A 24,705-nucleotide genomic window follows, 5' to 3' on the forward strand; every position below is an offset into this window, starting at 1 on the left:
CCCGCCCAGTTCGGCACCCGCCTCGGCCAGCGTGACATGGTGGCCGCGTTCGGCCGCAAGGCCCGCCACCTCCATCCCCGCAGGGCCGCCGCCGATCACCAGCACACGGCGCGCGGCCGCCACACGCGCGGGTTCGGGGTGAACCGTCTCGCGCCCGGTGCGGGGGGTGCCGACACAGCTGATGTGCCGCCCGCGGTAAAGCCGGCCGAAGCAGGCCTGCTCACAGCCGATGCAGGGGGTGATCTCTGCGGCCTGTCCCAGCCGCGCCTTGCGCGCCATATGCGGATCGGCAATCAGCGCGCGGGCGATCCCTGCCATGTCGGCATCGCCCGCAGCCAGCATCTCTTCGGCGAATTCGGCGGTATGGATGCGGGTGCCGTGGATCACCGGCACATCCACCACATCGCGGATGCGCCGCGCCACCGGGCGATAGGGGCCGGGCGGCAGGCCCATTGGCGGCTCATGCAGCATGTTGGACACCAGATCGCCGTCGGTTCCCGCGCTGACATCGACGTAATCCAGCGCCCCGGCCGTTACCAGAAGCGGCACGATGGCCGCCATATCCCCGCTGGTCAGCCCGCCAGGCACCAGCTCATCGCCCGAGCAGCGGATGCCCAGCGGAATATCCGGCCCGATGGCGCGGCGCACGGCAGACAGGATTTCCATGGCAAAGCGGGCGCGGTTTTCCGGCGGCCCGCCATAGGCATCGGTGCGGAAATTCGTCAGCGGGGACAGGAACTGCTGCACCAGAAGACCATGGCCGCAATGGACCTCGATCCCGTCCAGCCCGGCCTCAATGCAGCGGCGGGCGGCATCGGCATGGGCCTGCACGATGATCTGAATCTCCTCATGCGTCATCGCATGGGCCACCTCGGCATATTTCCCCTCGAACGTGGCCGAGGCCGACCAGAGCGGCACCGGCCGGGCCGAGGTGGCCAGCCCCATATGCGACAGATAGCCAAAGACCCGCGTGCCATGCGCCTGCACCCGCCGCGCCAGCCGTGACAGGCCCGGGATGATGCGGTCGTCATAGTTGCACAGCAACCCGGTGATGCCGGGGCTGGACGGATGCACCTGCTGCGAGCCCAGCATGATCAGCCCGGTCTCGCCCTTCGCGCGCTCTTCGTAATAGGCGATCAGCTGGTCATTCGGCGTGCCGTCCCGCGGCATGCCGGTGCCGTGCCCGGTCAGCACCACACGGTTGCGGATCTCGACCTTGCCCAGGCGGATGGGGGATAGGAGGTTGGGAAAGGCGTTCATCTCAGGCCACCGCAAGGATGGGGGCAGAGTGGAACCGCGCCAGCGCGTCCGGGTCCGTGGCATCCAGACGGTGCGGATCGAACGGCGCCAGCAGCGGGTGCCCGCCACGGGCCACATCCTCGGCCACCGCCGCCCCCACGGCGGGCGAGATCTGGAAGCCGTGGTTCGAAAACCCCGCCGCCAGATACAGGCCCGGCATCGACATGCGCCCGACCAGCGGGTTGCCGTCGGGCGATTGCGCCTCGGCCCCGGCCCAGACCTGCACCATGCGCTGCCGGGCCAGCCGCGGCATCACCGCCACGCCGGTTGACCATTGTTCCGACATATGCGTATCCACCGGCAGCGCCTGCAGACCCTGCCCCGTGGGGCGCGACATCCAGTTGCCGCCCAGCATGAACTGGCCCGACCGCAATTGCTTCAGCGACAGATTCCGCCCCACGGCGGTGACCGTGGGGGCCAGAAGCCCGGGCACCGCCATGTCCGACAGCAGCATGGTCAGCGCGCGCCAGCGCAGGGGAAGCGTCAGGCCCAGCCCGGCCAGCAGCTCAAGGCTCCATGCCCCGGCAGCCACGATCGTCAGCGGCGCCTCCAGCGCGTCGGGGCCCGTGGTGATGCCGGTCACGCCTGCTGCGCCTCGGGTCAGCCGCACCGGGGCGCCAAGCCGCGCCTCTCCGCCCGCGCGGCGAAAGGCGGCCAGCGCCGCGCGCGCCACGCGGCCCGGATGGGCCTGGCCATCGCCCGGCGTCCACGCCCCGCCCAGCGCGCGGGGGGTGACTTCGGGCGCGATCTCGCGCAGATGCGCGCCTTCGACCAGTTCGATGTCCAGCCCGGCGGCCCGGTCCGTGGCCACCCGGGCGCGGATTACCTCCAGCCCCGCTTCGGTTTCGGTCAAATGCAGGTGGCCGCCAAGGCTGACCTCCAGATCGGCGTCCAGCTCTGCCTCCATCCCGGGCCAGCGGGCGGCGGCGATCCGGGTCAGCGGCTGGTCGGCGGCGCTGCGGCCCTGACGGCGCAATCCGCCCGCACTGGCCCATGTGGCACTGCTGGCGCTGGCGGGCTGCTGGGCCGGATCGGCCAGCACGACGCGCGCGCCGTTTCGCACCAGATGCCAGGCGATCATGGTGCCGATGATCCCGGCCCCGGCGACGATCACATCCGGGCGGGTCATGCCGCCACCTCGGCATCCGCGGCCTGATCGGCAAGGATGCCGTCCGCCGCGCGCAGGGACAGCGCAAGGATCGTCAGCGCCGGATTCACCGGCGGCAGCGAGACGAAGCTGGACCCGCCCACCACCACCAGACCGGGCGTATCATGGACCCGCCCGAACCCGTCGGTGACCGAGGTTTCGGGGTCATCCCCCATTCTTGTGCCGCCGGTGTCATGGGTGCTGATCGGCCCGGTCAACACAGGACGGCGCCAGATCCGGACCGCCCCCATCTTCTCGGCGATCTGCACGGCGCGATCCTGCACATAGGGGATCATCTTCTTCTCGTTCTCGCCCACGTCAAAGGTGATGCGCACAACCGGGCGGCCATGGGCGTCCTTCACCTCGGGGTCCAGATCCAGCCGGTTGTTTCCGGAGGGCAGGATTTCCGGGTCGATGAACAGCATGGCCGTGCGGGCATAGGCGGCCACAAAGAAATCGCGCCAGGCCCGGCCATAGCGCGGCACATCCGGCGGCAGCACACCCGAAGCCTCGATCGGCAGATACTGGTTGAAGGCGGCGATCCGGCCGCCGCGAATGAAGCCAAGGCCGGTGTGGTCAAAATGATCGCAGGAGAGATCGGCCACCGCCATCGCCTGCGCGGTCGGCCCGATAAAGCGGTTGACCGGCGTGTCGAAGACCGCATGGACGGACGGCTGCTGCCGCGTCAGGTAGTGACGACCCACCTGTCCATGCGTGTTGCCAAGGCCCTGCGGATGCGCATCATCCCGGGACAACAGCAGAAGGCGCGTGTTCTCAAAGGCATAGGTTGCCACCACCACCGTCCGTGCCTTTTGCACATGGCGCTGACCGTCGCGACTGAGAAAGGCCACGCCGCTGGCCCGGCCCTCCTCGGTCAGGATTTCCATCACCCGCGCGCCGGTCAGCACGGTCAGCCGCCCGCTGGCCAGCGCCTTGGGCAGCACGGTGTTCTGGGCCGAGGCCTTGGCATCCACATGGCAGCCGAACCGCGAACAGAAACTGCAATAGGTGCAGGCGTGCCGCCCTTCATAGGGCGCGGTCAGGATCGCGGCGGGCAGCGGAAACGGATGGTAGCCGCAGCTTTCGGCAGCATCGGCGAACATCTGGCCCAGGCCGGATGTCCGCAGCGCGGGCATGGCATAGGGGCGGCTGCGCGGCGCCTCGAACGGGTTGCCGCGGTTGCGGCGGCCGAAGGCCGCCTTGCCCCCGGCATGACCCGACACGCCGAGCAGGCGTTCCGCCGTGTCGTAATAGGGTTCCAGATCGGCATAGGACATCGGCCAGTCCGCCAATGTGCTGTCCGCCGGGATGCTGTCCTCGCCATATTTCGCCACCGTGGCGGACCGGACGCGGAAATCGTCTTCATAGAACCGCATCGCCACCGCCCCCCAGGCGATGGAATTGCCGCCAAGCGCGGTTTCCAGACCCTGGCTCATCACCGCGCGGCGGGCGGGCTGGCCGGGGCGCAGGCGCCAGGTCGGCACCTCGTCATTGAACTTCTCGGCGCCCCCGACGTTGCGGAAAGCGGTGGCGGATAACTCGTCCATCGCATGTTCCCGGCCGGAGCGGCGGCCTCCCGCCTCAAGGATCACCACGGTCTTGCCCGCCTGCACCAGACGGTGCGCCATGAAGCTGCCCACGGCGCCGCCACCCACGATCAGCACATCGGGCGCCTCGACCGGGCCGGTGGCATCGGTGGTTTCGGGAGCATCGGGCAGCCGGGCATCCTGCGGCAGTTGCGCCATGGGTTGCGGGGCGCGGGTGATCGTGCGCCCGGCCTGTTGATCTTCGGCGGTATAGCCGAATTGCGCGCCCGGAAAGCCGATCAGCGCCCAACCCGCCGCATTGCGGTTGCCGCCATGGGCGGGATCGCAGAACAGCCCTTCGCGCAGATGCCGCCAGATCAGGTCAAACGCGCTGCGGTCCGGGTTCTGCGGCAGGCCGGGTAGGGTGCCGGCCTCGAAGGCTGCCAGAATGTCATCCTGCACCGCCTCTGCGGCCGCCGCATAATCACCCGCGGCCGCGGCATCCAGTGCGGACAGGACTGCGCGATATTCCGCAACGAACCCGACATAGGGTCCGGCCAGTGCCGCACAGACGTAATCCGCCGCGCCGATCTTTACCGCGCCGGGGGTTCCGTCCCGGCCCGGCGGAAAAATCCGGTCGAACAAAGCATCAAGCGTGCGGCGTTCGGCGGGGGAAAGCGGCCCCGCCTCCGGCAGGCTGGCATCCGTCATCAAGAGGTCCTCAGCAGTCTTTTCAGGAAGGCCTGGCTGCGCGGATGCTGCGGATTGCGCAGCACCTCGGCCGTCGGGCCCTGTTCGACGATGCGGCCCTGATCGAAGACCACGATCCGGTCGGCCACATCGCGGGCGAATTGCATCTCATGCGTCACGACCAGCATGGTCATCCCCTGCGCCGCCAGATTGCGCATGACGTTCAGCACCTCTTCCACCAGTTCGGGGTCCAGTGCCGAGGTCGGCTCGTCAAACAGCATCACCTGCGGTTCCATCGCCAGCGCCCGGGCAATCGCCACCCGCTGCTGCTGTCCGCCCGACAGCTCCGAGGGGAAGCGCGCTTCCTTGTCGGCCAGCCCGACCTGCGCCAGCAGATCGCGGGCGCGGGCGGTGGCCTCTTTGCGCGACAGGCCACGCACGGCCATCGGCGCCTCGATCAGGTTCTGCAGCACGGTGAAATGCGGGAACAGGTTGAACTGCTGGAACACCATGCCGATGTCGGCGCGGCGGCGGCGCAGGGCACGTTCGCCCAAAGCAGCGCCCATCTGGCGGCCATCCACGATCACCTCGCCCGAATCCGGGGGATCCAGGAAGTTCAGGCAGCGCAGCAGCGTGGATTTGCCCGAGCCGGAGCCGCCGACGATGGCCAGCACCTCGCCCTTGCGGACGGACAGGCTGACATCTTCCAGCGCGACATAGGTGCCGTAGGTCTTTTTCAGGTTGATGGCCTGAACCATCAGCCGCTCTTCCACATGATGAGGAACATGCGTCATTCAGCGCCCTCCGGGCGTCAGGCGGTAGCGCCGCCGCAGATGTCGTTCCGCCCAGGCCTGAAACAGCACCAGCGCCCCGCTGATGATCAGATACAGCGCCCCGGCGAAGAGGATGAAGGTGAACGGATCATAGGTGATGGACGAGGCCCGGCTGGCCGCGGCGGTCAGCTCCCCGACCGCCACCATCGAGGCCAGCGAGGATCCTTTCACCATGATGATCGCCCGCGTCATATAGGGCGGCACGATCAGCGGAATGGCCTGCGGAATGATGATGCGGCAGAAGATCCGCGCGGGCGACAGGCCAAGCGCGCGGGCCGCCTGATACTGGCCGCGGTCCACCGCGGACAGGCCCGCCCGGATATCCTCGCTCATATAGGCGGCGCCCATCACCGATAGGCCGATGATCGCCGCAGCCATGGGCGACAGGCTCAGCCCCAGCTGCGGGCCGCCGTAGAAGACGAAGAACAGCACGATCACCGCAGGCAGCAGACGCACTGCATTGACCGCAACGATCAGCAGGGCATTCACCACCGGCACCCGCGCCTCGCGCAGGATGGCGATCAGCAGTGCCACCGGGGTGGCAAGGATCAGCGTCGCGGCCGAAATCTGCAGGGTGACGAGCAGCCCCTCCCACAGTTGCGGCCAGTATTCGATCAGACGGGCGGGGTTCATGTGCGGCCCCCCCGGCGGCGCCGGGCGGCCCAACGTTCCCCGGCCATCTGCAGGATCAGCAGGATTGCATCCAGCACGGCGTAGATCGCCGCCGCCACGATCAGGATTTCCAGCGGCCGGTAGGTGACCACGAAGACCCGCTTCGCGGCCGAGGCCAGCTCCGGCACGGCCACCGCCGCGGCCAGGGCGGTGCCCTTCAGGATCTCGGTCGCGTGGCTGATATAGGGGGGCAGCGCGGCGGGAATGGTCTGCGGCAGGATCACCCGGATCAGCGTCCGCGTGGGCGACAGGCCAAGGGCGCGGGCCGCCTGCCACTGCCCGGCCGGGACAGAGTTCAGCCCTGCCGTGAAGGCTTCGGCAAAGTAGAAGGCCATGTAACTGGACATCGCCACGATGGCCGAGGGCAGTGGGTTCAGCTTCAGCCCGATCAGCGGCAGCGCGAAGAAGGCGAAGAACAGGATCAGCAGCGGCGGGATACCGCGGAAGATCCAGCTGAGTGTCATCAGAATGCCGCGCACCGGGGCCGAGCGGGCATTGCGCAGCAACGCCAGAACGCAGCCGATGGGTGTCGCGATCAGCAGGACGGCGACGGTCAGCTGCAGCGTGACCAGCGCCCCGCGAAGAAGCGCTGGCCAGACGGTCGGCACGCCGCTGAAATCAAGCTCCATGCCGACGCAGCCCTCAGTAACCGATGCGGTTCAGCAGGTCGACTTCGGCGGTCGAGGTGGCATGCTTGCCCACCAGTTCCGCCAGCGTGCCATCGGCGCGGTAATTGCCCAGCAGCGTGTTCACGGCCACCAGCAGGTCCGGCTCGTTCGGGTTCACGCACAGGCTTTGGGCAAAGACCTCCAGCGCGGGGCCGATCATCACCAGATCATCCTTGTTCGGCGCCGATTCCAGCGTGGACAGGGCGTTCGACAGGTTCATCACGATGACCTGTGCCTGCCCGTTCTGCAGCCCCAGCAGCGATTCCTGCAGTCCGGGAAATTCGATGGATTCAGCTTCGGGCAGCTTGGTCTTTGCGCCTTCGAAATAGATTTCGCCGCGCACGCCGCCCAGGGTAAAGCCGCCCTGATCGAAGGTGCTGATGCCCGAGGATTTCAGCGTGATCCCGACCGTGGCATTCAGCCCGGTGGGCGAGGTCATGAGAAACTGGTCCGACCCCAGACGCTCGGCATTCCAGGAGGCGCCGTCGCAGGCGATGTCAAAGCGGCCCGCGGCCAGACCGGGCAGGATGCCCGCCCATTCCAGCTGCACGAATTCGACTTCCAGTCCCAGATCCTCGGCCAGCTTGCCGAAAAGCTCGACATAGGATCCGCTCAGCTCACCCGAGACCGGATCGACGAAGGTCCGGGGCGGAGAGGCGCCGGTGGTGCCGACCGTCAGGACGCCATCCTTGATCAGATGCTTCAGCGGCCAGGGCTTGGGGTAGTTCAGGAACGGCTGCGGTGCGCCGATCGCGTCTTCAAAGGCGGTCGTGGCGGCGGACTCCTGCGCCTTTGCGGGCAGGGCGGTCAGCCCGGCCGCAAGGGCCGCGGCCGAGATCAGGGCTTTGGTCGTCTGCGCGATCATTTGTTGAAACTCCCGGTTGGTGTTTTTGTCTGGTCTTCTTCGGTGCGGGTCAGCCCGGCAAAAGCCCGGCCAGCCCCAGATGGCTGCGGTACCAGTCCCATTCGCGGTCAAGGAATGCGCGGAAGCCGGGGCCGGGCAGATAGGCATCGGCCTGCCCGTTGCGGGCCAGATAGTCCGCCCAGGCCCGGGTGCCGCGGACCTTTTCGATGATGGCATGCCAGCGGGCTTGCGCCTCAGGCGACACGCCGGGTGGTGCCATCAGCCCGCGCCACAGCTGGAACGTCACCGGCACGCCCGCCTCGCCCAGCGTGGGCACGTCGGGAAAGGCGGGCAGGCGTGCGTCATCCAGCGCGGCCAGCACCCGCAATGTGCCCGCCTCGACATGCGGCAGGATTTCGGCGGCCACGCCGCAACCCCAGTCCAGCGTGCCCTCGATCAGGCCGTTCCAGACCGCGGGTTCGCTGGGAACCACGATGAATTCCACATCCGCCCCGGCGCCCTTTGCGATGGACAGCGACAGGAGGTGGTTGATCCCGCCCAGAAAATACCCGCCCGTCCGGGTGGTGCGGCGGCCGATGTCGCGCAGGAAATCCGCCGCATCGGCCCAGGGCGCATCGGCGCGGCAGACCAGAAAGAAGCGGTCCGCCACCAGCCGCGCCACCGGCGTCAGGTCCCGGTGCGTCAGTGCCATGCCACGCAGCAGCGGGGCCTGTATGAACACGGGCGTGCAGGTCGAGATCATGGTCTCTGCCCCCGGCCTGGTGATCATCAGGTTCATGGAATCGACTCCGGGATCGTCGCCCCGCGGCACGAATTGCCAGCTGCGGTCATCCGCGGCGGCCTCTGCCACGCCGGCGGCAAAGGCCTCGGCCAGGACGGGCGGGGCCGATCCGGGCGGTCCGTGGATGATGAATTCGACAGTCTCGGGGGGCGTCATCAGCGGTCTTCCGGCAGTTCAGATTTCTTGTGATGTTACGTCTGATATTTCTTACGTCAATCCAAGAGATGCCTTTTCCCCGCCTGCTGTTCTGGCAAACGGCGCCGAAATGCGCATAAAGATGCATCTCTGTGGAAAGATTTCTGACCGGCCCGGCCATATGCCCGAAATGCGGCAATCAGCCCGGCGGCTGCCGCTTCCGCAGGCCGGCGTAACGCCCGAAAAACCGGAATCACCCGGCGGGCGGGGCCTTTGCCGTTAGAGGCTGATGCTGCCGAAGGCGCGGCTGCTGGTCAGGGCCTGCATCAGCCCCTGCCGCGTCTGGTCGTTGTGGCGGATCATGATCTGCCGCGCCTGCACCGGATCGCGCCGGGACAGCACCTCGACAATCTCATGGTGGGAGATGGTGGTTTCGCTGCTGACATCGCGCAGCTGTGCGCCAAGATAGAAGAACCGCTCCAGCGCGTCGATCTGGCGCGACAGCAGATCCTCCAGCCGCCCGTTGCCCGAGGCGCGGGCGATGGCGAGGTGGAATTCGCGGTTCGCGCTGACGAAGGGGCCAAGGCTGGGCTGTTCGCCGCGGTCATAGGCCACATCCGCCAGCTTGTTCAGCTGGTCGATCTGTTCGGCCGTCACGCGCATGCAGGCCATTTCGGCGGCCCCCGCCTCCAGAATCGTGCGGATGTCGAAAAGCTCGTTCATGTCGCCGAAGGTGATCGGCGTGATCTGATAGCCGCGGCGGGGGAAGGTGCGGACCAGCCCCTCCTGCCGCAGGTTCGACAGCGCCTCGCGCACCGGGGTTTTCGAGATCTTGAACCGTTCGGCCAGCTCGGCCTCGTTGATTTCCTGTCCGGGCTGCAGGGCGCAGGTCAGGATTTCGGACCGGAGCATTTCATAGACCTTTCCGGTCAGCGAGACGGGCTTTGCCGTCTTCTTCTGGCGCGGTTTCCTGCTTGCGGCGGCGTCCAAGGCGATCCCCCTCCCCCGGGGTGCGGTTTCAGCGTGACAGAACAGCCGTGCGGGACGGATGCGGTCTGTGACCAGACTATCTGATATTCCAGGAATATATCAAGCTTCCCTCGCAAATCCCGTGCAGATTCATCGCGGAATCCCGATATTCCCGATCTGCCGCCCCTGCCCGAGCCAGGCGCTCTGGCTTTGGCGCAGCACGATGCCGCCCGCCGGCGCGGCAATCGGCCGGGGCGGCCCGGCGGGCCCGTTCAGCACATGCAGAAGCGCGATCGTCTGCCCCGCGTCCACCCGGGCGCCCAAGGGCACGACATGTTCCACCACGCCGCGGGCGGGGGCATGGATCTGCGCGCATTCCGGTACGTCGAATTCGATCCCGTCAAAGGCGGGCACCGTCCCGGCCATCACGCCGCAGGCCACCAGCCCGTTCAGAATGCCCCCCGTCATGACCTCCAGCGCATCGCTGCGCAGGGCACCGCCGCCGCCCTCCACCTCGACCGAGGCCAGACCGTCCTGCAATGCCGCATGGCAGATCGTACCGGGAACGCAGTCCATATGCTGCACGAAGCGGTAGCCCCAGCCGTGCAGGATCGGGCGCAGCGCCTCTGGCCCGATGCGGCATCCGGCCGAGGAAAAGCCGAAGACCATGGGCACCACAGCGACATCCCGCCCCCCGGCATGAACGTCGATCAGCAGATCGGCGCCGGGGAACATGCGGGTGACCAGCCAGTCGGCAATCCGCTCGGTCAGGGTGCCATCGGGCTGGCCGGGGAACACCCGGTTCATGTTCTTCCCGTCTTCGGTCGCAACCCGCAGCCCCGCGCAGGCGGCCGGATGGTTGACGATGGGCACGATGCGCAGCCGGCCGTTCAGTCGTGCGGGGTCGATCCGCGCCGCCAGCTGGCGCAGCACGACCTGCGCCTCGTATTCGTCGCCGTGAACGCCGCCGGTCAGCAGGATCGTCGGGCCATCGCCCGACCCGATCTCGGTCCAGAGCGGCATCTCTGCGGAGGGCAGGGCGGATGGGGCGGCAAGGGATGCGGGCTGCGGGGACATGGCGGCTCCGGTCTGCTTCTGATATTTCAAATGAAATATGAGAAGCACCGCCCCCGTGCAACCCCAAACCCCGCACGGGGCCGAAACCCGGTCACGCCTCTGGCGAAAGCCAGCGCAGGGCGGGGCCGACCGGCACGATCCCCACCGGGTTCAGCCGCTTGATCGAATAATATCCGCGCTTGATATGGTCGATGTTCACCGTCTCACGCATCCCGGGAAGGGCCGATGTCCGTGCCAGATAGGCCGACAATGCGGGGTAGTCGGCAATCCGGCGGAGGTTGGTCTTGAGCAGCCCGTGATAGGCCGCGTCGAACCGCACCAGCGTCACGAGAAGCCGGATGTCCGCTTCGGTAATGCGTTCCGCCGTCAGCCAGGGTCCGCCCGCGGCCAGCTCCTCCTCCAGCAGGTCCAGTTCGGTGAACACATCGCGGAACGCCTCTTCATAGGCGGCCTGCGTGGTGGCGAAACCGGCCCGGTAGACGCCGTTGTTCAGCCGCGGATAGATCCGGCTGTTCAGGGCGTCGATCCGCGGGTTCCTTCGCAAACTTTGCCGAGCGTCGGCATAGCCTGATCTGCCGCGGCAGCTGCTGGTCCAGCAGGCTGCGCAGGGTGTTAACCCCGGTCGGACCCGTTCCCACCACCGCAATCCGCATAGCGTCCCGCCTCCGGCGCCGGCTGTTCGGCGCAGCAGGGGAACGCAGGCCCGGGCCCCAGGTTCCCGCGGACTAGGCGTAGGGCAGCAGCTTTTCGTAGTAGGGAAGCGCCTGATCCAGCAGCGGCCGGAACGCGGGGTCCAGATCGGGCAGCGGCGGTTCGGGATCGCCGAAGCCGGTGCTGGCATGGACGGCATTGTACCAATGCGGCGCCCAGGCGCCGTCATAGGGTTTCGGGCCGGCAGGCCAGGACAGCATGGCCTCGGTAAAGGGAATCCCCAGACGCGCGCAAAGATTTTGCAGCGATTCCCGTGGGTTGGCGCGGATCGCCGCGGCATCGGCGACAAGGGGGGCGGTGCCGGTCATCTGGGCCACCTGATCGAACAGCTCGGCCTGCTGGACAAAGCCGATATCGGCCAGCGTCGGGGCTTCACGCTTTTGCGCATAGCTGGCGATCACCCGGGCCGGATGGCGGATCAGGAACACATTGGTCAGCCCGCGCAGAAAGCCGCGGTCGAAGCCGGGGATCATGTGCAGCGTCATGTGCTTTTGGTAAAACAGGCTCTGTTCCTGCGGAATTGGCCCCAGACAGGCCGCGGCCACCTGCGCCGGATCGGTCTGCCCGGCGGCGATCACCTGATCCGCCATCGGATGGGCAATGCCCGTCGCAGCCAGATAGGCGGCATAGAAGGGTTCATCCCAGACCGCACAATCGCCCCGCGCGGCGAAACTGTACATCATCGCGGTCGAAAGGTTCCGAGGGCCGCTCCACATCGCTATTCGCATGGTCTTTTTCCCGTCTTCCTTGCGTCTCTACGCCGTCTCTACGCCGTCTCTACCGAACCGCCGGCTCAGCCGCCGACCAGCGCCTTGTACAGCCCGCGCAGCCGTTCGGTGACCGGCCCCATCTGCCCGCTGCCGATTACCCGCCCGTCGATCACGCCCACCGGGGTCTGCGCGCCGAATGTGCCGGTCAGAAAGGCCTCGTCGGCGCCATAGGTATCGACCAGGCTGAAATTGCGCTCGAACACGGGAATGCCGTTCGCGCGGCACAGGTCGATCACCTTCTGCCGCGTGATCCCGTTCATGCAATAGTCGCCGGTCGAGGTCCAAACCTGGCCCTTGCGCACGATGAAGAAGTTGCAGGCATTCGTCGTGTTCACGAAACCATGCACATCCAGCATCAGCGCCTCGTCCGCGCCGGCCTTTTGCGCCGCGATACAGGCCAGGATGCAGTTCAGCTTGGAATGCGAGTTCAGCTTGGGGTCCTGCGTCATCGGCAGGCCGCGCAGATGCGGAACGGTGGCAAGCGTGATCGGCCGCGGGATCTTGGGCCGGGAATGTTCCATGATGATCACCATGGTCGGCCCCTGCTGCGACAGGGCCGGATGCTGGAAGGGCCGCGTCTTCACCCCCCGCGTCACCATCAGCCGCGCATGGGCGTCGGTGACCATCGCATTGGCCTTCTGCGTCTCGAACACGGCGGAAATCACCTGATCGCGGGTCAGCCCGATGTCCAGATCAATGGCTTTCGCGGCCTCGAACAGCCGGTCCATATGCTCGTCCAGAAAGGTCCAGCGGCCGTTGTACAGTCGGATGCCTTCCCAGACCCCATCGCCCAGCATGAAGCCGGAATCATAGACCGAAACCACCGCCTCGGCCCGGGGCTTCAGCGCACCATTCACCCAGATCAGGATCTGCGCGTTGCGGCTGTCTTCTTCGGCCTGATGCGTGGACACATGTTCGGTCATCCCCTGCCCCCTTCAGCGTCGCTGGACTGGCGCCACGCTAGGATGCGGCCGCGCGAAGGGGAAGGGCCTGCCCGACAGGCGCGCTCAGGCGGCGCTGGGCTTTTGCTGATCGCCGGGATTTTCGGCAGGCTCTGCCGACAGGGGCGCGGCCTCGGCCGGGTCGGGCGCCGCCTCGGCCGGGGGGCCGGGCAGCAGCCGGTCCAGAATCCGGAACACGGCCGGGTTCAGCACGATCGAGACCAGCGCCCCGGCCACGACCAGATCGCGCGCCTCGGGCGGGACGATCGACAGTTTCACCCCCATCACGATCAGGATGAAGGAAAACTCGCCGATCTGGGCCAGGGCGGCGGCAATGGTCAGCGCCGTCACCCGGTCGCGCCCGAAGGCGCGGACGATCCAATAGGCCGCGGCGGATTTCACCCCCATGATGATCAGGATCGTCACCATGACCGAGAAGGGCTGCTGGATCAGGATATCGGGGTCGAACAGCATGCCGACCGAGACGAAGAACAGAACGGCAAAGGCATCGCGGAAGGGCAGCACATCCTTGGTGGCCTGGGCCGACAGGGTTGACCCGGCCATCACCATTCCGGCGAAAAACGCGCCCAGCGCGAAGGAGACACCGAAGATCGAGGCCGCGACGAAGGCCACGCCCAGCGCAATGGCCAGGACCGAAAGCCGGAACAGCTCGCGCTGGCCGGTGCGCGAGACCATTTCAAGCGCGACCGGAATGACCCTGCGCCCGACGATCAGCATCACCGCGACGAAGGCCGCCACCTTGGCCAGCGTGATCAGCAGCACCGCGCCGATCGTGCCGACGCCCAGCTGGGCGATTTCGGCGGTTTCGGGTTCGATCGGCTGGGCATCGCCGCCCAACAGGCCCGACAGCGCCGGAATGATCACCAGCGCCACCACCATGGCCAGATCCTCGACGATCAGCCAGCCCACGGCGATATGGCCCTGCGGGCTGTGATCCAGCCCCCGATCCTGCAGCGCGCGCAGCAGAACGACGGTCGAGGCGACGGACAGCGCCAGGCCGAAGATCACCCCGCCGCCCCAGCCCCAGCCCAGAACCAGCCCCAGCGCCGTGCCCATGGCGGTGGCGACGGCGATCTGCGCCAGCGCGCCGGGAATGGCGATGCCGCGCACCGCCATCAGCTCGCGCAGGGAAAAATGCATGCCGACGCCGAACATCAGCAGGATCACCCCCATCTCGGCCAGTTCGGTGGCGATGTCCTGATTGGCGACATAGCCCGGGGTGAAGGGCCCGATCAGCACGCCGGCCGCCAGATAGCCCGCGATCAGCGGCAGGCGCAGCCGATGCGCCAGCAGACCCAGAAGGCAGGCCAGGCCAAGGCCGACAGAGATCGTGGTGATCAGCGGAAGATCATGCGGCATCGGCGGTTTCGCGAAAGGGGGCAAGGATCAGGAGCGCCGCGCCGGCGCCCCTGCCCCAGATATATACCGCTTCCCCCGGTTCAAGGAACCGCGCGTCGGGCCTAGCCGATCCGGCAGGCCGCCAGCGCCGCCATGTTCAGGATGTCATTGGCGGTGGCCGAGGTCGAACAGATCTGGATCGGCTTCTTCACCCCGGTCAGGATCGGGCCGATCACCGTGGCCCCCGCCAGTTCCTGCATCAGCTTGACCGAGATCGAGGCCGAATGCCGGGCCGGCACCACCAGGATATTCGCGGGCCCGGTCAGCCGGCAGAACGGGTAATGCCGCATCTGATCCATGTTCAGCGCCACATCGACGGTCATTTCGCCTTCATATTCGAAATCGACCTGCATCCGGTCCAGCACCGCCGGGGCGCGGTGCATCTTGGTGGCGCGCTCGGACACCGGATAGCCGAAGGTCGAGAAGGACACGAAGGCCACCCGCGGCTCCAGCCCCAGATTGCGCGCGACGCCCGCGGCGCGGACGGCGATATTGGCCAGATCCTGCTCTTCGGGCCATTCATGCACCAGCGTGTCGGTGATCAGGACGATGCGCCCCTTGACCAGAAGCGCCGTCACCCCCACCGCACCATCGGCGGCCGAGGCGTCGAACACCGTGTTCATCAGGTTCAGCACATGCGCCGATTTCCGGGTGGCCCCGGTGACCAGCCCGTCGCCATGGCCATGCGCCAGCATCAGCGCGGCGAAGACATGGCGGTCGCGGGCGGCCAGGCGGTGGATGTCCTGCCGGTCATGGCCCTGGCGCTGCAGGCGCTGGTACAGGAAATCCTTGTAGGCATCGAGATGGCGCGTGTTCGCGGCATTGACAATTTCCAGCTCGCGCACCGCATCGGCCAGACCGGCGGCTTCCAGCTTTTCGCGCACATCGGCCTCGCGCCCGACGACCAGCGCCTTGCCATAGCCGCCGCGCTGATAGGCCACGGCCGCGCGCAGCACCCGCGGCTCGTCGCCTTCGGCAAAGATCATCCGGGCCTGGGCCTGGCGGGCGCGGGCATGCACGCCCTGCAGGATCGACGCCGTGGGATCCATGCGCGAGCGCAGGCTGGATTCATAGGCCTTCATGTCGATGATCGGCCGCCGCGCGACGCCGGTATCCATGCCCGCCTTGGCAACAGCCGGCGGGATCACATGGATCAGCCGGGGGTCGAAGGGCGTGGGGATGATGTAATCGCGCCCGAAAGACAGCTTGCGGCCATAGGCCATCGCCACTTCATCCGGCACATCCTCGCGCGCAAGCGCCGCAAGGGCGCGGGCACAGGCCAGCTTCATCTCGTCATTGATGGCGCGGGCGTGAATGTCCAGCGCCCCGCGGAACAGATAGGGAAAGCCCAGAACGTTGTTGACCTGGTTGGGGTAATCCGACCGGCCTGTGGCCACGATCGCATCGGGGCGCACGGCATGCGCCTCTTCCGGCGTGATCTCGGGATCGGGGTTCGCCATGGCGAAGATCACCGGGTTTTCCGCCATGGTCGAGACCATTTCGGGCGTCACCGCCCCCTTGGCCGACACGCCCAGGAACACATCGGCGCCCACCATCGCCTCTTCCAGGCTGCGCAGATCTGTCTTCACCGCATGGGCGGATTTCCACTGGTTCATCCCCTCGGTCCGGCCCTGGTAGATGACGCCCTTGGTGTCGCACATGATGCAATTCTCATGCCGCGCGCCCATGGTCTTCAACAGTTCCAGACAGGCGATCCCCGCCGCCCCCGCCCCGTTCAGGACGATCTTCACATCCTCGATCTTCTTGCCCGACAGCTCCAGCGCGTTGATCAGCCCCGCGGCACAGATCACCGCAGTGCCATGCTGGTCGTCATGGAACACCGGAATGTCCATGATCTCTTTCAGGCGCTGTTCGATGATGAAACATTCCGGCGCCTTGATGTCTTCAAGGTTGATGCCGCCGAAGGTCGGGCCCATCAGGCTGACCGCCTTGATGATCTCATCCGCGTCTTCGGTGTCCAGCTCGATGTCGATCGCATTCACATCGGCAAAGCGCTTGAACAGCACCGCCTTGCCTTCCATCACCGGCTTGCTTGCCAGCGCGCCCAGATTGCCCAGGCCCAGAATGGCGGTGCCGTTCGAGATCACCGCAACCATATTGCCCTTGACGGTATAGTCATAGGCGGTCTCGGGCCGCTCGGCGATGGCCTGCACCGGCACGGCCACGCCCGGCGAATAGGCCAGCGACAGATCGCGCTGCGTGGCCATCGGCACCGAGGCCACCACGTCGAATTTGCCAGGATAGGGTTCCAGGTGATAGGCAAGCGCCTCTTCGGGCGTGATCTTCGCGCGGGACATGCTGTCTCCTCCTCCGGGGCTTGGGTCATATCCGCTCATACGCGACCTGCAAAGCACGATTCGCGGCCTTTTCGCCGTCCGACGGGGCGGTTAGGGTCGGCGGGCCAAAGGGGGACGCATGACTGACGACGCCGTGACGCCGATGATGGCGCAGTATCTGGAGATCAAGGGCCGCAACGAAGGGGCGCTGCTGTTCTACCGGATGGGCGATTTCTACGAGATGTTCTTCGACGACGCTGTGGCGGCGGCCGAAGCGCTGGACATCGCGCTGACGAAACGCGGCTTCCATCTGGGCCAGCCGATCCCGATGTGCGGCGTGCCGGTGCATGCCGCCGAGGGCTATCTGCTGACGCTGATCCGCAAGGGGTTTCGCGTGGCGATTGCCGAGCAGATGGAAGACCCGGCCGAGGCGAAGAAGCGCGGGTCGAAATCGGTGGTCAAGCGCGATGTGGTGCGGCTGGTGACGCCGGGCACGCTGACCGAGGATTCGCTTCTGGAAGCGCGGCGGCACAATTTCCTGGCAGCTTACGCCGAGGTGCGCGACGAGGCGGCGCTGGCCTGGGCCGATATCTCGACCGGCGAATTCCGCGTCATGCCCTGCCCGCTGCCGCGGCTGGCGCCCGAACTGGCGCGACTGGCCCCGCGCGAAGTGCTGATTTCCGAAGCGCGCGACCGCGAGCTGACGGCGATCGTCAGCGAAATGGCCGCCGCCGTCACGCCGCTGGCCCGTGCCAGCTTCGATTCCGCCGGGGCGGAGAAGCGGCTTTGCGCGCTGTTCCAGGTGGGGTCGCTGGAAGGCTTCGGCACGTTTGACCGCGCCGAACTGTCGGCCATGGGCGCCTTGGTCGATTACCTTGACCTGACGCAGCGCGGCCGCCTGCCCCTGCTGCGGCCCCCGGTCAAGGAACTGGCCGGCGGCGCGATGCAGATCGACGCGGCGACGCGGCGCAATCTGGAAATCACCGCGGCTTTGGGCGGCGGCCGCGACGGCTCGCTTCTGGCGGCGGTCGACCGCACCGCAACCGCGGCCGGCGCCCGGCTGCTGGAGCGGCGGCTGTCGGCGCCCTCACGCGATCTGGGGGTGATCCGCGCCCGCCATGCCGCACTGGCCCATCTGCTGGAGCAAAGCGCGCTGCGCCACGATCTGCGCGAGGCGCTGCGCCGGGTGCCCGACATGGACCGCGCCCTGTCGCGGCTGGCGCTGGACCGGGCGGGGCCGCGCGATCTGGCGGCGATCCGCGCCGGGCTGAGCCAGGCCGCGGCCATCGCGCCCGCGCTGTCAGACGCGCCGCCGCTGCTGGCCGAGGCGGCGCGGGCGCTGACCGGGCATGAGGCGCTGATCGCGCTGCTGGACCGCGCCCTGGTGGCCGAGCCGCCGCTTCTGGCGCGCGATGGCGGTTTCATCGCGCCGGGCTACGACCCGGAACTGGACGACACCCGCCAGCTGCGCGACGAAGGCCGCGGCGTGATCGCGCGGATGCAGGCCGATTACGTCGAACGCACCGGGGTGCAGGGGCTGAAGATCAAGCACAACAACGTGCTGGGCTATTTCATCGAGGTCACCCCCACGCATGAGGAACGGCTGCGGTCGATGCCGGACCTGTTCATCCACCGCCAGACCACGGCCGGTCAGGTGCGCTTTACCACGCTGGCGCTGTCGGAACTGGAAACCCGGATCCTGAACGCCGCCAATCACGCGCTGGAGATGGAGCGGCGGCATTACGACGCGCTGAAGGGCCAGATCCTGGCCCAGGCGGCCGCCATTGGCACTGCCGCGCGGGGCCTGGCCGAGATCGACCTTGCCGCGGGCTTTGCCGATCTGGCCGCCTCGGAAGACTGGGCGGCGCCCCAGGTTGACGAGACCCGCGCCTTCCAGATCACCGCCGGCCGCCACCCGGTGGTGGAGCGCGCGCTGAAGCGCGCGGGCGAGCCCTTCGTGGCCAATGACTGTGCGCTGACCCCGGCCGAGACGCCAGCGATCTGGCTGCTGACCGGGCCGAACATGGCCGGCAAATCCACCTTCCTGCGCCAGAATGCGCTGATCGCCCTGCTGGCCCAGGCCGGCAGCTATGTGCCCGCCGCCGCTGCCCATATCGGGCTGGTGAGCCAGCTGTTCAGCCGGGTCGGCGCCAGCGACGATCTGGCCCGCGGCCGGTCGACCTTCATGGTGGAAATGGTGGAAACCGCGGCGATCCTGAACCAGGCCGACGACCGCGCCCTGGTGATCCTGGACGAAATCGGCCGCGGCACCGCGACTTATGACGGGCTGTCCATCGCCTGGGCGGTGCTGGAGCAGCTGCATGGCGTCAACCGCTGCCGCGCGCTGTTTGCCACCCATTACCACGAGATGACGGTGCTGGCCGGCAAGCTGCCGGGGGTGGAAAACGCCACCGTCAGCGTCAAGGAATGGGAAGGCGAGGTGATCTTCCTGCACGAGGTGCGCAAGGGTGCCGCCGATCGCAGCTATGGCGTGCAGGTCGCGCGGCTGGCTGGCCTGCCGCCGGCGGTGATCGAGCGGGCCAAGACCGTGCTGGAAAAGCTGGAACAGGGCGACCGCGAAGGCGGCAAGCAGATGACGCTGATCGACGACCTGCCGCTGTTCCGCGCCGCCCCTGCCCCGGCGCCGAAGCCCGCGCCGCAGAAGGCTTCGGCGGTCGAGGACCGGCTGAAGGACATCCGCCCCGACGAGCTGACGCCGATCGAGGCGCTGACGCTGCTTTACGAGCTAAAATCGCTGGCCTGAGCCGGTCCGGGGGCGCCGCCCCCGGGTTCGCGCGGGCTTAGCCCGGGTTCGACGACACGCCCACCTGCGCGGGGCGCAGCAGCCGGTCGTACAGCATGAAGCCTTCGGTCATCACCTGGATGATCTGCCCGGCCTTGGTGCCCGGCAGCGGCGCCTCGAACATGGCCTGATGCTGCTGCGGATCGAACAGATCGCCCACCGCCGGCGAAATCGGCGTCACGCCATGCTTGGTCATGACATTGGTCAGCTCGCGCAGCGTCAGCTCGACCCCCTCGATCAGCCCCGCCGCCGTGGTGCGGTTTTCATCCGGGATCGCCTGCAAGGCGCGCTGCAGATTGTCATAGACCGGCAGCAGATCGCGGGCCAGCCGCGTGCTGCCATATTGTTCCGCCTCGCGCCGGTCGCGATCGGCCCGCTTGCGCGAATTCTCGGCATCGGCCAGCGCGCGCATGAATTTGTCGCGGAACTCGTCACGCTCGGCCCGCAGCGTTTCCAGTTCGCCATTGTCCAGAAATTCTTCCAGCTCGGGCAGATCGCCTTCGATCCGGTCCGCCGGGTTTTCCTGCACCATCTTCTTCCACTCCAGTCTCAGCCGCGCCCGCGATCCGAAACAAGCCGGCCCACGAGCTGCGCAGTATAATCCACGATCGGAACGACCCGCCCGTAATTCAGCCGCGTAGGACCGATCACGCCGACCGCACCGATGATCTTTCGCTCGGCGTTCATATAGGGAGAAACCACGAGACTGGAACCCGAAAGTGAAAAAAGCTTGTTTTCCGAACCGATGAAGATCCGCACCCCCTCGCCCTCATCGGCCAGTTCCAGGAATTCGGCGATGTCGCGCTTGCGTTCCAGATCGTCGAACAGGCTGCGGATCCGGTCGACATCGCCTTCGGTTTCGCTGGCCAGCAGGTTCGCCCGCCCGCGCACGATCAGCCGTTCCGAGGATTGCCCGGCGTTTTCCCAGACCGCCAGCCCGCTTTCCACCAGATCGCGGGCCAGCTGGTCGATTTCCTGCCGGCGCGCGGTGATCTCGGCGCGGATGCGGCGCAGCAGATCGGGCAGGCTGCGGCCCTCGGCCATGGCGTTCAGGAAATTCGCGGCCTCGCGCATCGAACTGGGCGTCTGGCCCGGCGGCGGGCGGAACAGCCGGTTTTCCACCTGACCATCGGCAAAGACCAGCACGACCAGCGCCCGGTCGGGGCCAAGGCTGACAAATTCGATATGGCGGATCGGCGCTGATTCGTGCTTCGGCGCCAGAACGATCGAGGCGCCATGCGTCACCGCCGACAGCGCCGCACCGATTTCATCCAAAAGCCCGCCGACCCCCGGCTCGTTCGTCTGCAAGGTGGCGTCGATCTTCTGCCGGTCGGAGGCATCGACATGGCCCATTTCCAGAAAGCCATCGACGAACAGCCGCAGGCCTTGCTGGGTCGGCACCCGCCCCGCCGAGACATGCGGGCTGTCCAGAAGCCCCAGATATTCCAGGTCCTGCATGACGTTGCGGATCGTCGCGGCCGAAACCTGTTCGGGGAAGCCGCGCGTCAGCGTGCGAGAGCCGACGGGTTCGCCGGTCGCCAGATAGCTTTCCACCACCCGCCGGAACACCTCGCGGGAACGGTCGGTCATTTCGGTGAGAAGTGAAGATCCATTCGACATTCTGCCCTGCCTTGTCTGAATAAAGGCGCCCCGGCGCCCGGCGTCAATCGGGGTTGCGTCACAGGGCCCCGCAGGGGTATCCCCCGGCCCGTCAAAACCGAAAGGAAAAGCCATGCGTCCCTCGGGTCGTGCCCTGGATGAATCGCGCCTTGTCAGCATCGAGACGGGGGTGACCCGGCATGCCGAAGGGTCCTGCCTGATCAGGGTTGGCGGCACCCATGTGCTATGCACAGCGTCGGTGGAAGACAAGCCGCCGCCCTTCCTGCGCAACACCGGCATGGGCTGGGTCACCGCCGAATATGGCATGCTGCCCCGCGCCACCCACACACGGTCGAAGCGCGAGGCTGCTTCGGGCAAGCAATCGGGAAGAACGCAGGAAATTCAACGCCTTATCGGCCGCTCGCTGCGCGCCATTGTGGATCGGCAGGCCCTGGGCGAACGGCAGATCGTGGTGGATTGCGATGTGATCCAGGCCGATGGCGGCACGCGCTGCGCCTCAATCACCGGGGGTTGGGTCGCGCTGCGCCTGGCGGTGAACAAGCTGATGGAAAAGGGCGTGGTCACCAGCGACCCGATCCTGGATCACGTCGCCGCGGTGTCTTGCGGGATCTATGCCAGCCAGCCGGTGCTGGATCTGGATTATGATGAAGATTCCGTTGCGGGGACCGATGGCAATTTCGTGCTGACGGGCAAGGGCAAGATGGTTGAGGTCCAGGCCTCGGCCGAAGGTGCGCCATTTGCGGCCGAAGATCTGTCGGTGCTGCTGGCCCTGGCGCAAAAGGGCGTTGCCGGGCTTGTCGAAGCCCAGAAAGCCGCGCTGAAATGACCCGGGCGTTCACCGGCGACAGGCTGGTGATCGCCAGCCACAACCGCGGCAAACTGGCCGAATTCTCGGACCTTCTGGCGCCCCTGGGCATCACATGCGTTTCGGCGGCGGATCTGGGCTTGCCCGAACCCGCCGAAACCGAAGACACGTTCCTGGGCAATGCGCGGATCAAGGCCCATGCCGCGGCGAAAGCCTCGGGCCTGCCCGCCCTGTCGGACGATTCCGGCCTGACAGTCGACGCGCTGGATGGCTCGCCCGGGGTGTTCACGGCGGATTGGGCCGAAACGGGCCAGGGCCGCGACTTCATCATGGCGATGGAAAAGACCTGGGCGCATCTGGAATGGCTGAAAGCCCCCCTCCCCCGCCGCGCCCAATTCCGTGCCACTCTGGTCCTGGCTTGGCCCGACGGCCATGATGAATGGGTCGAAGGCGTCGCCGAAGGCCAGCTGGTCTGGCCCCGCCGTGGCGCGGACGGCCATGGCTATGACCCGATGTTCCAGCCCGACGGCTTTGATCGCACATTCGCCGAACTGACCTCGGCGGAAAAGAACGCAATCAGCCATCGCGGCAAAGCCGTGACTGCATTGCTGGCGAAGTGTTTCACGTGAAACGGCCGGAGAACTGGCAAGAGGGCGGCTTTGCGCTGTACTTGCACTGGCCGTTCTGCAAGGCGAAATGCCCCTATTGCGATTTCAACTCGCATGTGCGGACGGCGATTGACCAAAGCGACTGGCAAAAAGCCTATCTGGCCGAACTGGACCGCGTCGCGGCGGAAACGCCTGGCCGCATTCTGAGATCGGTGTTCTTCGGTGGCGGGACGCCCTCGCTGATGGAGGGCCCGCTGGTCGCGGCAATTCTGGACCGCGTGGCGCGGAACTGGCGCTTGACCAATGATGTCGAGATCACGCTGGAAGCCAATCCGACTTCGGTTGAAGCCGCGCGTTTTCACGCCTATCGCGCGGCCGGGGTCAACCGGGTGTCGCTGGGTCTGCAGGCCCTGAACGATGCCGATCTGCGCCGCCTTGGCCGCCAACATTCGGCCGCCGAGGCCCTTGCCGCCTTCGCATTGGCGCGCGAGACCTTTCCCCGGGTGTCCGGCGACCTGATCTATGCCCGGCAGGACCAGACTTTGCCGGCCTGGCGGCAGGAATTGCGGCAGTTGACGGCGCTTGGCCCCGACCACCTGTCGCTGTACCAGTTGACGGTCGAAGACGGCACGGCCTTTGGCGCCCTGGCCCGCGCCGGCAAGCTGAAAGGCCTGCCGGATGAGGATCTGGCGGCGGAAATGTATCTGGCCACCGAAAGCATCTGCACCGAAGCGGGCTTGCAGGCCTATGAAGTGTCGAACTATGCCGCTTCGGGCGCGGAATCGCGGCACAATCTGGTCTATTGGCGGATGGGCGATTACATCGGCATCGGCCCCGGCGCGCATGGACGGCTGACGCTGGACGGCTTGCGCTATGCGACCGACACGCCGAAATCACCGGAAGCCTGGCTGAAAGCGGTCGACCAGACCGGCTCGGGCGAGTTGCCGCGTGAAGTGATTTCCCGCGATGCGCAGGGAACCGAGTATCTGCTGATGGCGCTGCGCCTGTCGGAAGGCGCCTCGCTGGCGCGATATGCTGGGCTTGCGGGCCGCAAAATCGCGGAAAATCGGCTGCAGCAGCTGCAGGATGACGGGTTTCTGACCCGCGACGGGGACCGGATCGCCGCCACCGACACCGGCCGGTTGCTGCTGAACCGGCTGGTGCTGGAACTTCTGCCCGATTAACCCTCGGCCAGGGGGGATGCGCCCGAAGACAGCAGCGCACACAGCCGGTCAAGATCCTCGAAGGATCCATAGCGAATGGCCAGCGTGCCGCTGCCGCCGCGGTCTTCGATCGTCACTGCCATGCCCAGTTGCGCCGAAAGATCGCCTTCCAAAGCCCTTGTATCGGCATCTTTCTGGCCGCCGCGCTGACCATCGCGCGCCTTGCTGCGCGACGCGCCGCTGTCACGCATCAGCTTTTCGGTTTCGCGCACCGAAAGGCCCTTGGTCGCGACATGCCGCGCCAGCGATACGGCATCCGGGGCGCCGATCAGCGTGCGGGCATGGCCGGCCGACAACAGCCCATCGCGGACCATCGACTGAACTTCGTCCGGCAAGGCCAGCAGCCGCAGCAGATTGGCCACATGGCTGCGGCTTTTCGACAGGGCTTCGGCAACCTTTTCCTGCGTGTGGCCGAAGCGGTCGATCAGCGCCTTCAGACCCAGCGCCTCTTCGATCGCGTTCAGATCCTCGCGCTGGATATTCTCGATGATCGCAACTTCCAGCACTTCCGTATCGTCAAGATCGCGGATCACCACCGGCACATCATGCAGCTGGGCCAGTTGCGCCGCCCGCCAGCGCCGTTCGCCGGCCACGATTTCATATTCGTTGCCCAGGGGCCGCACGACCAGAGGCTGGATCACCCCCTTCTGGCGCAGCGATTCCGCCAGCGATTGCAGCGCATCGGAATCAAAATCCTTGCGCGGCTGATGCGGGTTCGGCCGCAGCTTTTCCACCGGCAGGCGCGTATCGGCCCGACGCGGCCCTTCGCTTTCCGGCCGAAGATTCACATCCGACATCAATGCCGAAAGCCCGCGGCCCAAGCCCTTGCGTTCCATGTCCTGCCCT

Annotated in this window: 22 protein-coding genes; 4 read left to right on the forward strand and 18 right to left on the reverse strand. The window is 66.9% G+C overall.

What is annotated here, in order from left to right:
- The 15 genes from K1Y73_RS06710 to K1Y73_RS06780 form a co-directional block, all read right to left on the reverse strand.
- On the reverse strand, nucleotides 1-1,260 hold a 1,260-nt coding region (locus K1Y73_RS06710; protein ID WP_225027385.1), incomplete at its 3' end, for an oxidoreductase.
- Nucleotide 1,261: 1 nt separating this feature from the next.
- Nucleotides 1,262-2,428: an NAD(P)/FAD-dependent oxidoreductase gene (locus tag K1Y73_RS06715; protein ID WP_225027387.1), complete on the reverse strand. Its 1,167-nt coding sequence runs from the start codon at nucleotides 2,426-2,428 to the stop codon at nucleotides 1,262-1,264.
- A complete protein-coding gene (locus K1Y73_RS06720) occupies nucleotides 2,425-4,683 on the reverse strand; it encodes a GMC family oxidoreductase (RefSeq protein ID WP_225027388.1) in 2,259 nt (752 codons plus the stop codon). Before K1Y73_RS06720 ends, K1Y73_RS06715 begins: the two co-directional genes overlap by 4 nt.
- Complete coding sequence (locus K1Y73_RS06725) at nucleotides 4,683-5,456, reverse strand: amino acid ABC transporter ATP-binding protein (protein ID WP_318248221.1); 774 nt, start codon at nucleotides 5,454-5,456, stop codon at nucleotides 4,683-4,685. Before K1Y73_RS06725 ends, K1Y73_RS06720 begins: the two co-directional genes overlap by 1 nt.
- A complete protein-coding gene (locus tag K1Y73_RS06730; protein WP_225027389.1) occupies nucleotides 5,457-6,128 on the reverse strand; it encodes an amino acid ABC transporter permease in 672 nt (223 codons plus the stop codon).
- Nucleotides 6,125-6,796, reverse strand: coding sequence for an amino acid ABC transporter permease (locus tag K1Y73_RS06735; protein ID WP_225027390.1), 672 nt, complete (start codon nucleotides 6,794-6,796; stop codon nucleotides 6,125-6,127). Before K1Y73_RS06735 ends, K1Y73_RS06730 begins: the two co-directional genes overlap by 4 nt.
- 13 nt (nucleotides 6,797-6,809) lie before the next feature.
- On the reverse strand, nucleotides 6,810-7,700 hold the full coding sequence (locus K1Y73_RS06740; RefSeq protein WP_225027391.1) for a substrate-binding periplasmic protein: 891 nt from the start codon (nucleotides 7,698-7,700) through the stop codon (nucleotides 6,810-6,812).
- Between the two features lie 49 nt (nucleotides 7,701-7,749).
- Nucleotides 7,750-8,637: a tripartite tricarboxylate transporter substrate-binding protein gene (locus K1Y73_RS06745; protein ID WP_225027392.1), complete on the reverse strand. Its 888-nt coding sequence runs from the start codon at nucleotides 8,635-8,637 to the stop codon at nucleotides 7,750-7,752.
- Between the two features lie 258 nt (nucleotides 8,638-8,895).
- Entirely contained in the window at nucleotides 8,896-9,606 is a 711-nt protein-coding gene (locus K1Y73_RS06750; protein ID WP_225027393.1) for a GntR family transcriptional regulator, read from the reverse strand.
- Between the two features lie 129 nt (nucleotides 9,607-9,735).
- Nucleotides 9,736-10,662: a succinylglutamate desuccinylase/aspartoacylase family protein gene (locus K1Y73_RS06755; protein WP_225027394.1), complete on the reverse strand. Its 927-nt coding sequence runs from the start codon at nucleotides 10,660-10,662 to the stop codon at nucleotides 9,736-9,738.
- 91 nt (nucleotides 10,663-10,753) lie between these two features.
- On the reverse strand, nucleotides 10,754-11,206 hold the full coding sequence (locus K1Y73_RS06760; protein WP_225027396.1) for a glutathione S-transferase C-terminal domain-containing protein: 453 nt from the start codon (nucleotides 11,204-11,206) through the stop codon (nucleotides 10,754-10,756).
- 181 nt (nucleotides 11,207-11,387) lie between these two features.
- Nucleotides 11,388-12,101, reverse strand: a complete 714-nt coding sequence (locus K1Y73_RS06765) for a sulfotransferase-like domain-containing protein (protein WP_225027398.1) — start codon at nucleotides 12,099-12,101, stop codon at nucleotides 11,388-11,390.
- 65 nt (nucleotides 12,102-12,166) lie between these two features.
- Nucleotides 12,167-13,066, reverse strand: a complete 900-nt coding sequence (locus K1Y73_RS06770) for a D-amino acid aminotransferase (RefSeq protein ID WP_225027400.1) — start codon at nucleotides 13,064-13,066, stop codon at nucleotides 12,167-12,169.
- 84 nt (nucleotides 13,067-13,150) lie between these two features.
- The gene (locus K1Y73_RS06775; protein ID WP_225027402.1) at nucleotides 13,151-14,464 is read right to left on the reverse strand and encodes a cation:proton antiporter domain-containing protein; all 1,314 of its coding nucleotides are present in this window, start codon (nucleotides 14,462-14,464) and stop codon (nucleotides 13,151-13,153) included.
- 101 nt (nucleotides 14,465-14,565) lie between these two features.
- Nucleotides 14,566-16,821, reverse strand: a complete 2,256-nt coding sequence (locus K1Y73_RS06780; RefSeq protein WP_225027403.1) for an NADP-dependent malic enzyme — start codon at nucleotides 16,819-16,821, stop codon at nucleotides 14,566-14,568.
- A 118-nt stretch (nucleotides 16,822-16,939) separates the two neighbouring features.
- Here K1Y73_RS06780 and mutS point away from each other — a divergent pair, with 118 nt between their 5' ends.
- Nucleotides 16,940-19,564, forward strand: a complete 2,625-nt coding sequence (gene mutS / locus K1Y73_RS06785; protein ID WP_225027405.1) for a DNA mismatch repair protein MutS — start codon at nucleotides 16,940-16,942, stop codon at nucleotides 19,562-19,564.
- 37 nt (nucleotides 19,565-19,601) lie between these two features.
- Here the strand turns inward: mutS and K1Y73_RS06790 are convergent, their stop codons facing one another.
- Together K1Y73_RS06790 and hrcA are read right to left on the reverse strand one after the other, a co-directional pair.
- Nucleotides 19,602-20,135, reverse strand: a complete 534-nt coding sequence (locus tag K1Y73_RS06790) for a nucleotide exchange factor GrpE (RefSeq protein ID WP_225027407.1) — start codon at nucleotides 20,133-20,135, stop codon at nucleotides 19,602-19,604.
- A 17-nt stretch (nucleotides 20,136-20,152) separates the two neighbouring features.
- A complete protein-coding gene (gene hrcA, locus K1Y73_RS06795; RefSeq protein WP_225027409.1) occupies nucleotides 20,153-21,223 on the reverse strand; it encodes a heat-inducible transcriptional repressor HrcA in 1,071 nt (356 codons plus the stop codon).
- 112 nt (nucleotides 21,224-21,335) lie between these two features.
- On the opposite strand from hrcA, the gene rph reads away from it, so the two are divergent.
- The 3 genes from rph to hemW are packed head-to-tail and all read left to right on the forward strand — an operon-like array spanning nucleotide 21,336 to nucleotide 23,820.
- Nucleotides 21,336-22,049, forward strand: coding sequence for a ribonuclease PH (rph, locus tag K1Y73_RS06800; protein ID WP_225027411.1), 714 nt, complete (start codon nucleotides 21,336-21,338; stop codon nucleotides 22,047-22,049).
- The gene (locus K1Y73_RS06805) at nucleotides 22,046-22,657 is read left to right on the forward strand and encodes a non-canonical purine NTP pyrophosphatase (RefSeq protein ID WP_225027412.1); all 612 of its coding nucleotides are present in this window, start codon (nucleotides 22,046-22,048) and stop codon (nucleotides 22,655-22,657) included. Before rph ends, K1Y73_RS06805 begins: the two co-directional genes overlap by 4 nt.
- Nucleotides 22,654-23,820 carry a radical SAM family heme chaperone HemW gene (hemW, locus tag K1Y73_RS06810; RefSeq protein ID WP_225027414.1) on the forward strand — a complete coding sequence of 389 codons (1,167 nt, stop codon included), beginning with the start codon at nucleotides 22,654-22,656 and terminating at the stop codon, nucleotides 23,818-23,820. Before K1Y73_RS06805 ends, hemW begins: the two co-directional genes overlap by 4 nt.
- Here the strand turns inward: hemW and K1Y73_RS06815 are convergent.
- A complete protein-coding gene (locus K1Y73_RS06815; protein ID WP_225027416.1) occupies nucleotides 23,817-24,695 on the reverse strand; it encodes a ParB/RepB/Spo0J family partition protein in 879 nt (292 codons plus the stop codon). The two genes, hemW and K1Y73_RS06815, sit on opposite strands and share 4 nt — an antisense overlap.
- Nucleotides 24,696-24,705 lie beyond the last annotated feature (10 nt).

The sequence above is a fragment of the Xinfangfangia pollutisoli genome (genome assembly GCF_020179405.1).
Classification (GTDB): domain Bacteria; phylum Pseudomonadota; class Alphaproteobacteria; order Rhodobacterales; family Rhodobacteraceae; genus Pseudogemmobacter; species Pseudogemmobacter pollutisoli.

Excerpts from the sequence above, each read along its gene's own strand:
- K1Y73_RS06715 (WP_225027387.1), bottom strand. The coding sequence starts at position 2,428 with ATGACCCGCCCGGATGTGATCGTCGCCGGGGCCGGGATCATCGGCACC.
- K1Y73_RS06720 (WP_225027388.1), bottom strand. The coding sequence starts at position 4,683 with ATGACGGATGCCAGCCTGCCGGAGGCGGGGCCGCTTTCCCCCGCCGAA.
- K1Y73_RS06725 (WP_318248221.1), bottom strand. The coding sequence starts at position 5,456 with ATGACGCATGTTCCTCATCATGTGGAAGAGCGGCTGATGGTTCAGGCC.
- K1Y73_RS06730 (WP_225027389.1), bottom strand. The coding sequence starts at position 6,128 with ATGAACCCCGCCCGTCTGATCGAATACTGGCCGCAACTGTGGGAGGGG.
- K1Y73_RS06735 (WP_225027390.1), bottom strand. The coding sequence starts at position 6,796 with ATGGAGCTTGATTTCAGCGGCGTGCCGACCGTCTGGCCAGCGCTTCTT.
- K1Y73_RS06740 (WP_225027391.1), bottom strand. The coding sequence starts at position 7,700 with ATGATCGCGCAGACGACCAAAGCCCTGATCTCGGCCGCGGCCCTTGCG.
- K1Y73_RS06745 (WP_225027392.1), bottom strand. The coding sequence starts at position 8,637 with ATGACGCCCCCCGAGACTGTCGAATTCATCATCCACGGACCGCCCGGA.
- K1Y73_RS06755 (WP_225027394.1), bottom strand. The coding sequence starts at position 10,662 with ATGTCCCCGCAGCCCGCATCCCTTGCCGCCCCATCCGCCCTGCCCTCC.
- K1Y73_RS06765 (WP_225027398.1), bottom strand. The coding sequence starts at position 12,101 with ATGCGAATAGCGATGTGGAGCGGCCCTCGGAACCTTTCGACCGCGATG.
- K1Y73_RS06770 (WP_225027400.1), bottom strand. The coding sequence starts at position 13,066 with ATGACCGAACATGTGTCCACGCATCAGGCCGAAGAAGACAGCCGCAAC.
- K1Y73_RS06775 (WP_225027402.1), bottom strand. The coding sequence starts at position 14,464 with ATGCCGCATGATCTTCCGCTGATCACCACGATCTCTGTCGGCCTTGGC.
- K1Y73_RS06780 (WP_225027403.1), bottom strand. The coding sequence starts at position 16,821 with ATGTCCCGCGCGAAGATCACGCCCGAAGAGGCGCTTGCCTATCACCTG.
- mutS (WP_225027405.1), top strand. The coding sequence starts at position 16,940 with ATGACTGACGACGCCGTGACGCCGATGATGGCGCAGTATCTGGAGATC.
- K1Y73_RS06790 (WP_225027407.1), bottom strand. The coding sequence starts at position 20,135 with ATGGTGCAGGAAAACCCGGCGGACCGGATCGAAGGCGATCTGCCCGAG.
- hrcA (WP_225027409.1), bottom strand. The coding sequence starts at position 21,223 with ATGTCGAATGGATCTTCACTTCTCACCGAAATGACCGACCGTTCCCGC.
- rph (WP_225027411.1), top strand. The coding sequence starts at position 21,336 with ATGCGTCCCTCGGGTCGTGCCCTGGATGAATCGCGCCTTGTCAGCATC.
- K1Y73_RS06805 (WP_225027412.1), top strand. The coding sequence starts at position 22,046 with ATGACCCGGGCGTTCACCGGCGACAGGCTGGTGATCGCCAGCCACAAC.
- K1Y73_RS06815 (WP_225027416.1), bottom strand. The coding sequence starts at position 24,695 with ATGGAACGCAAGGGCTTGGGCCGCGGGCTTTCGGCATTGATGTCGGAT.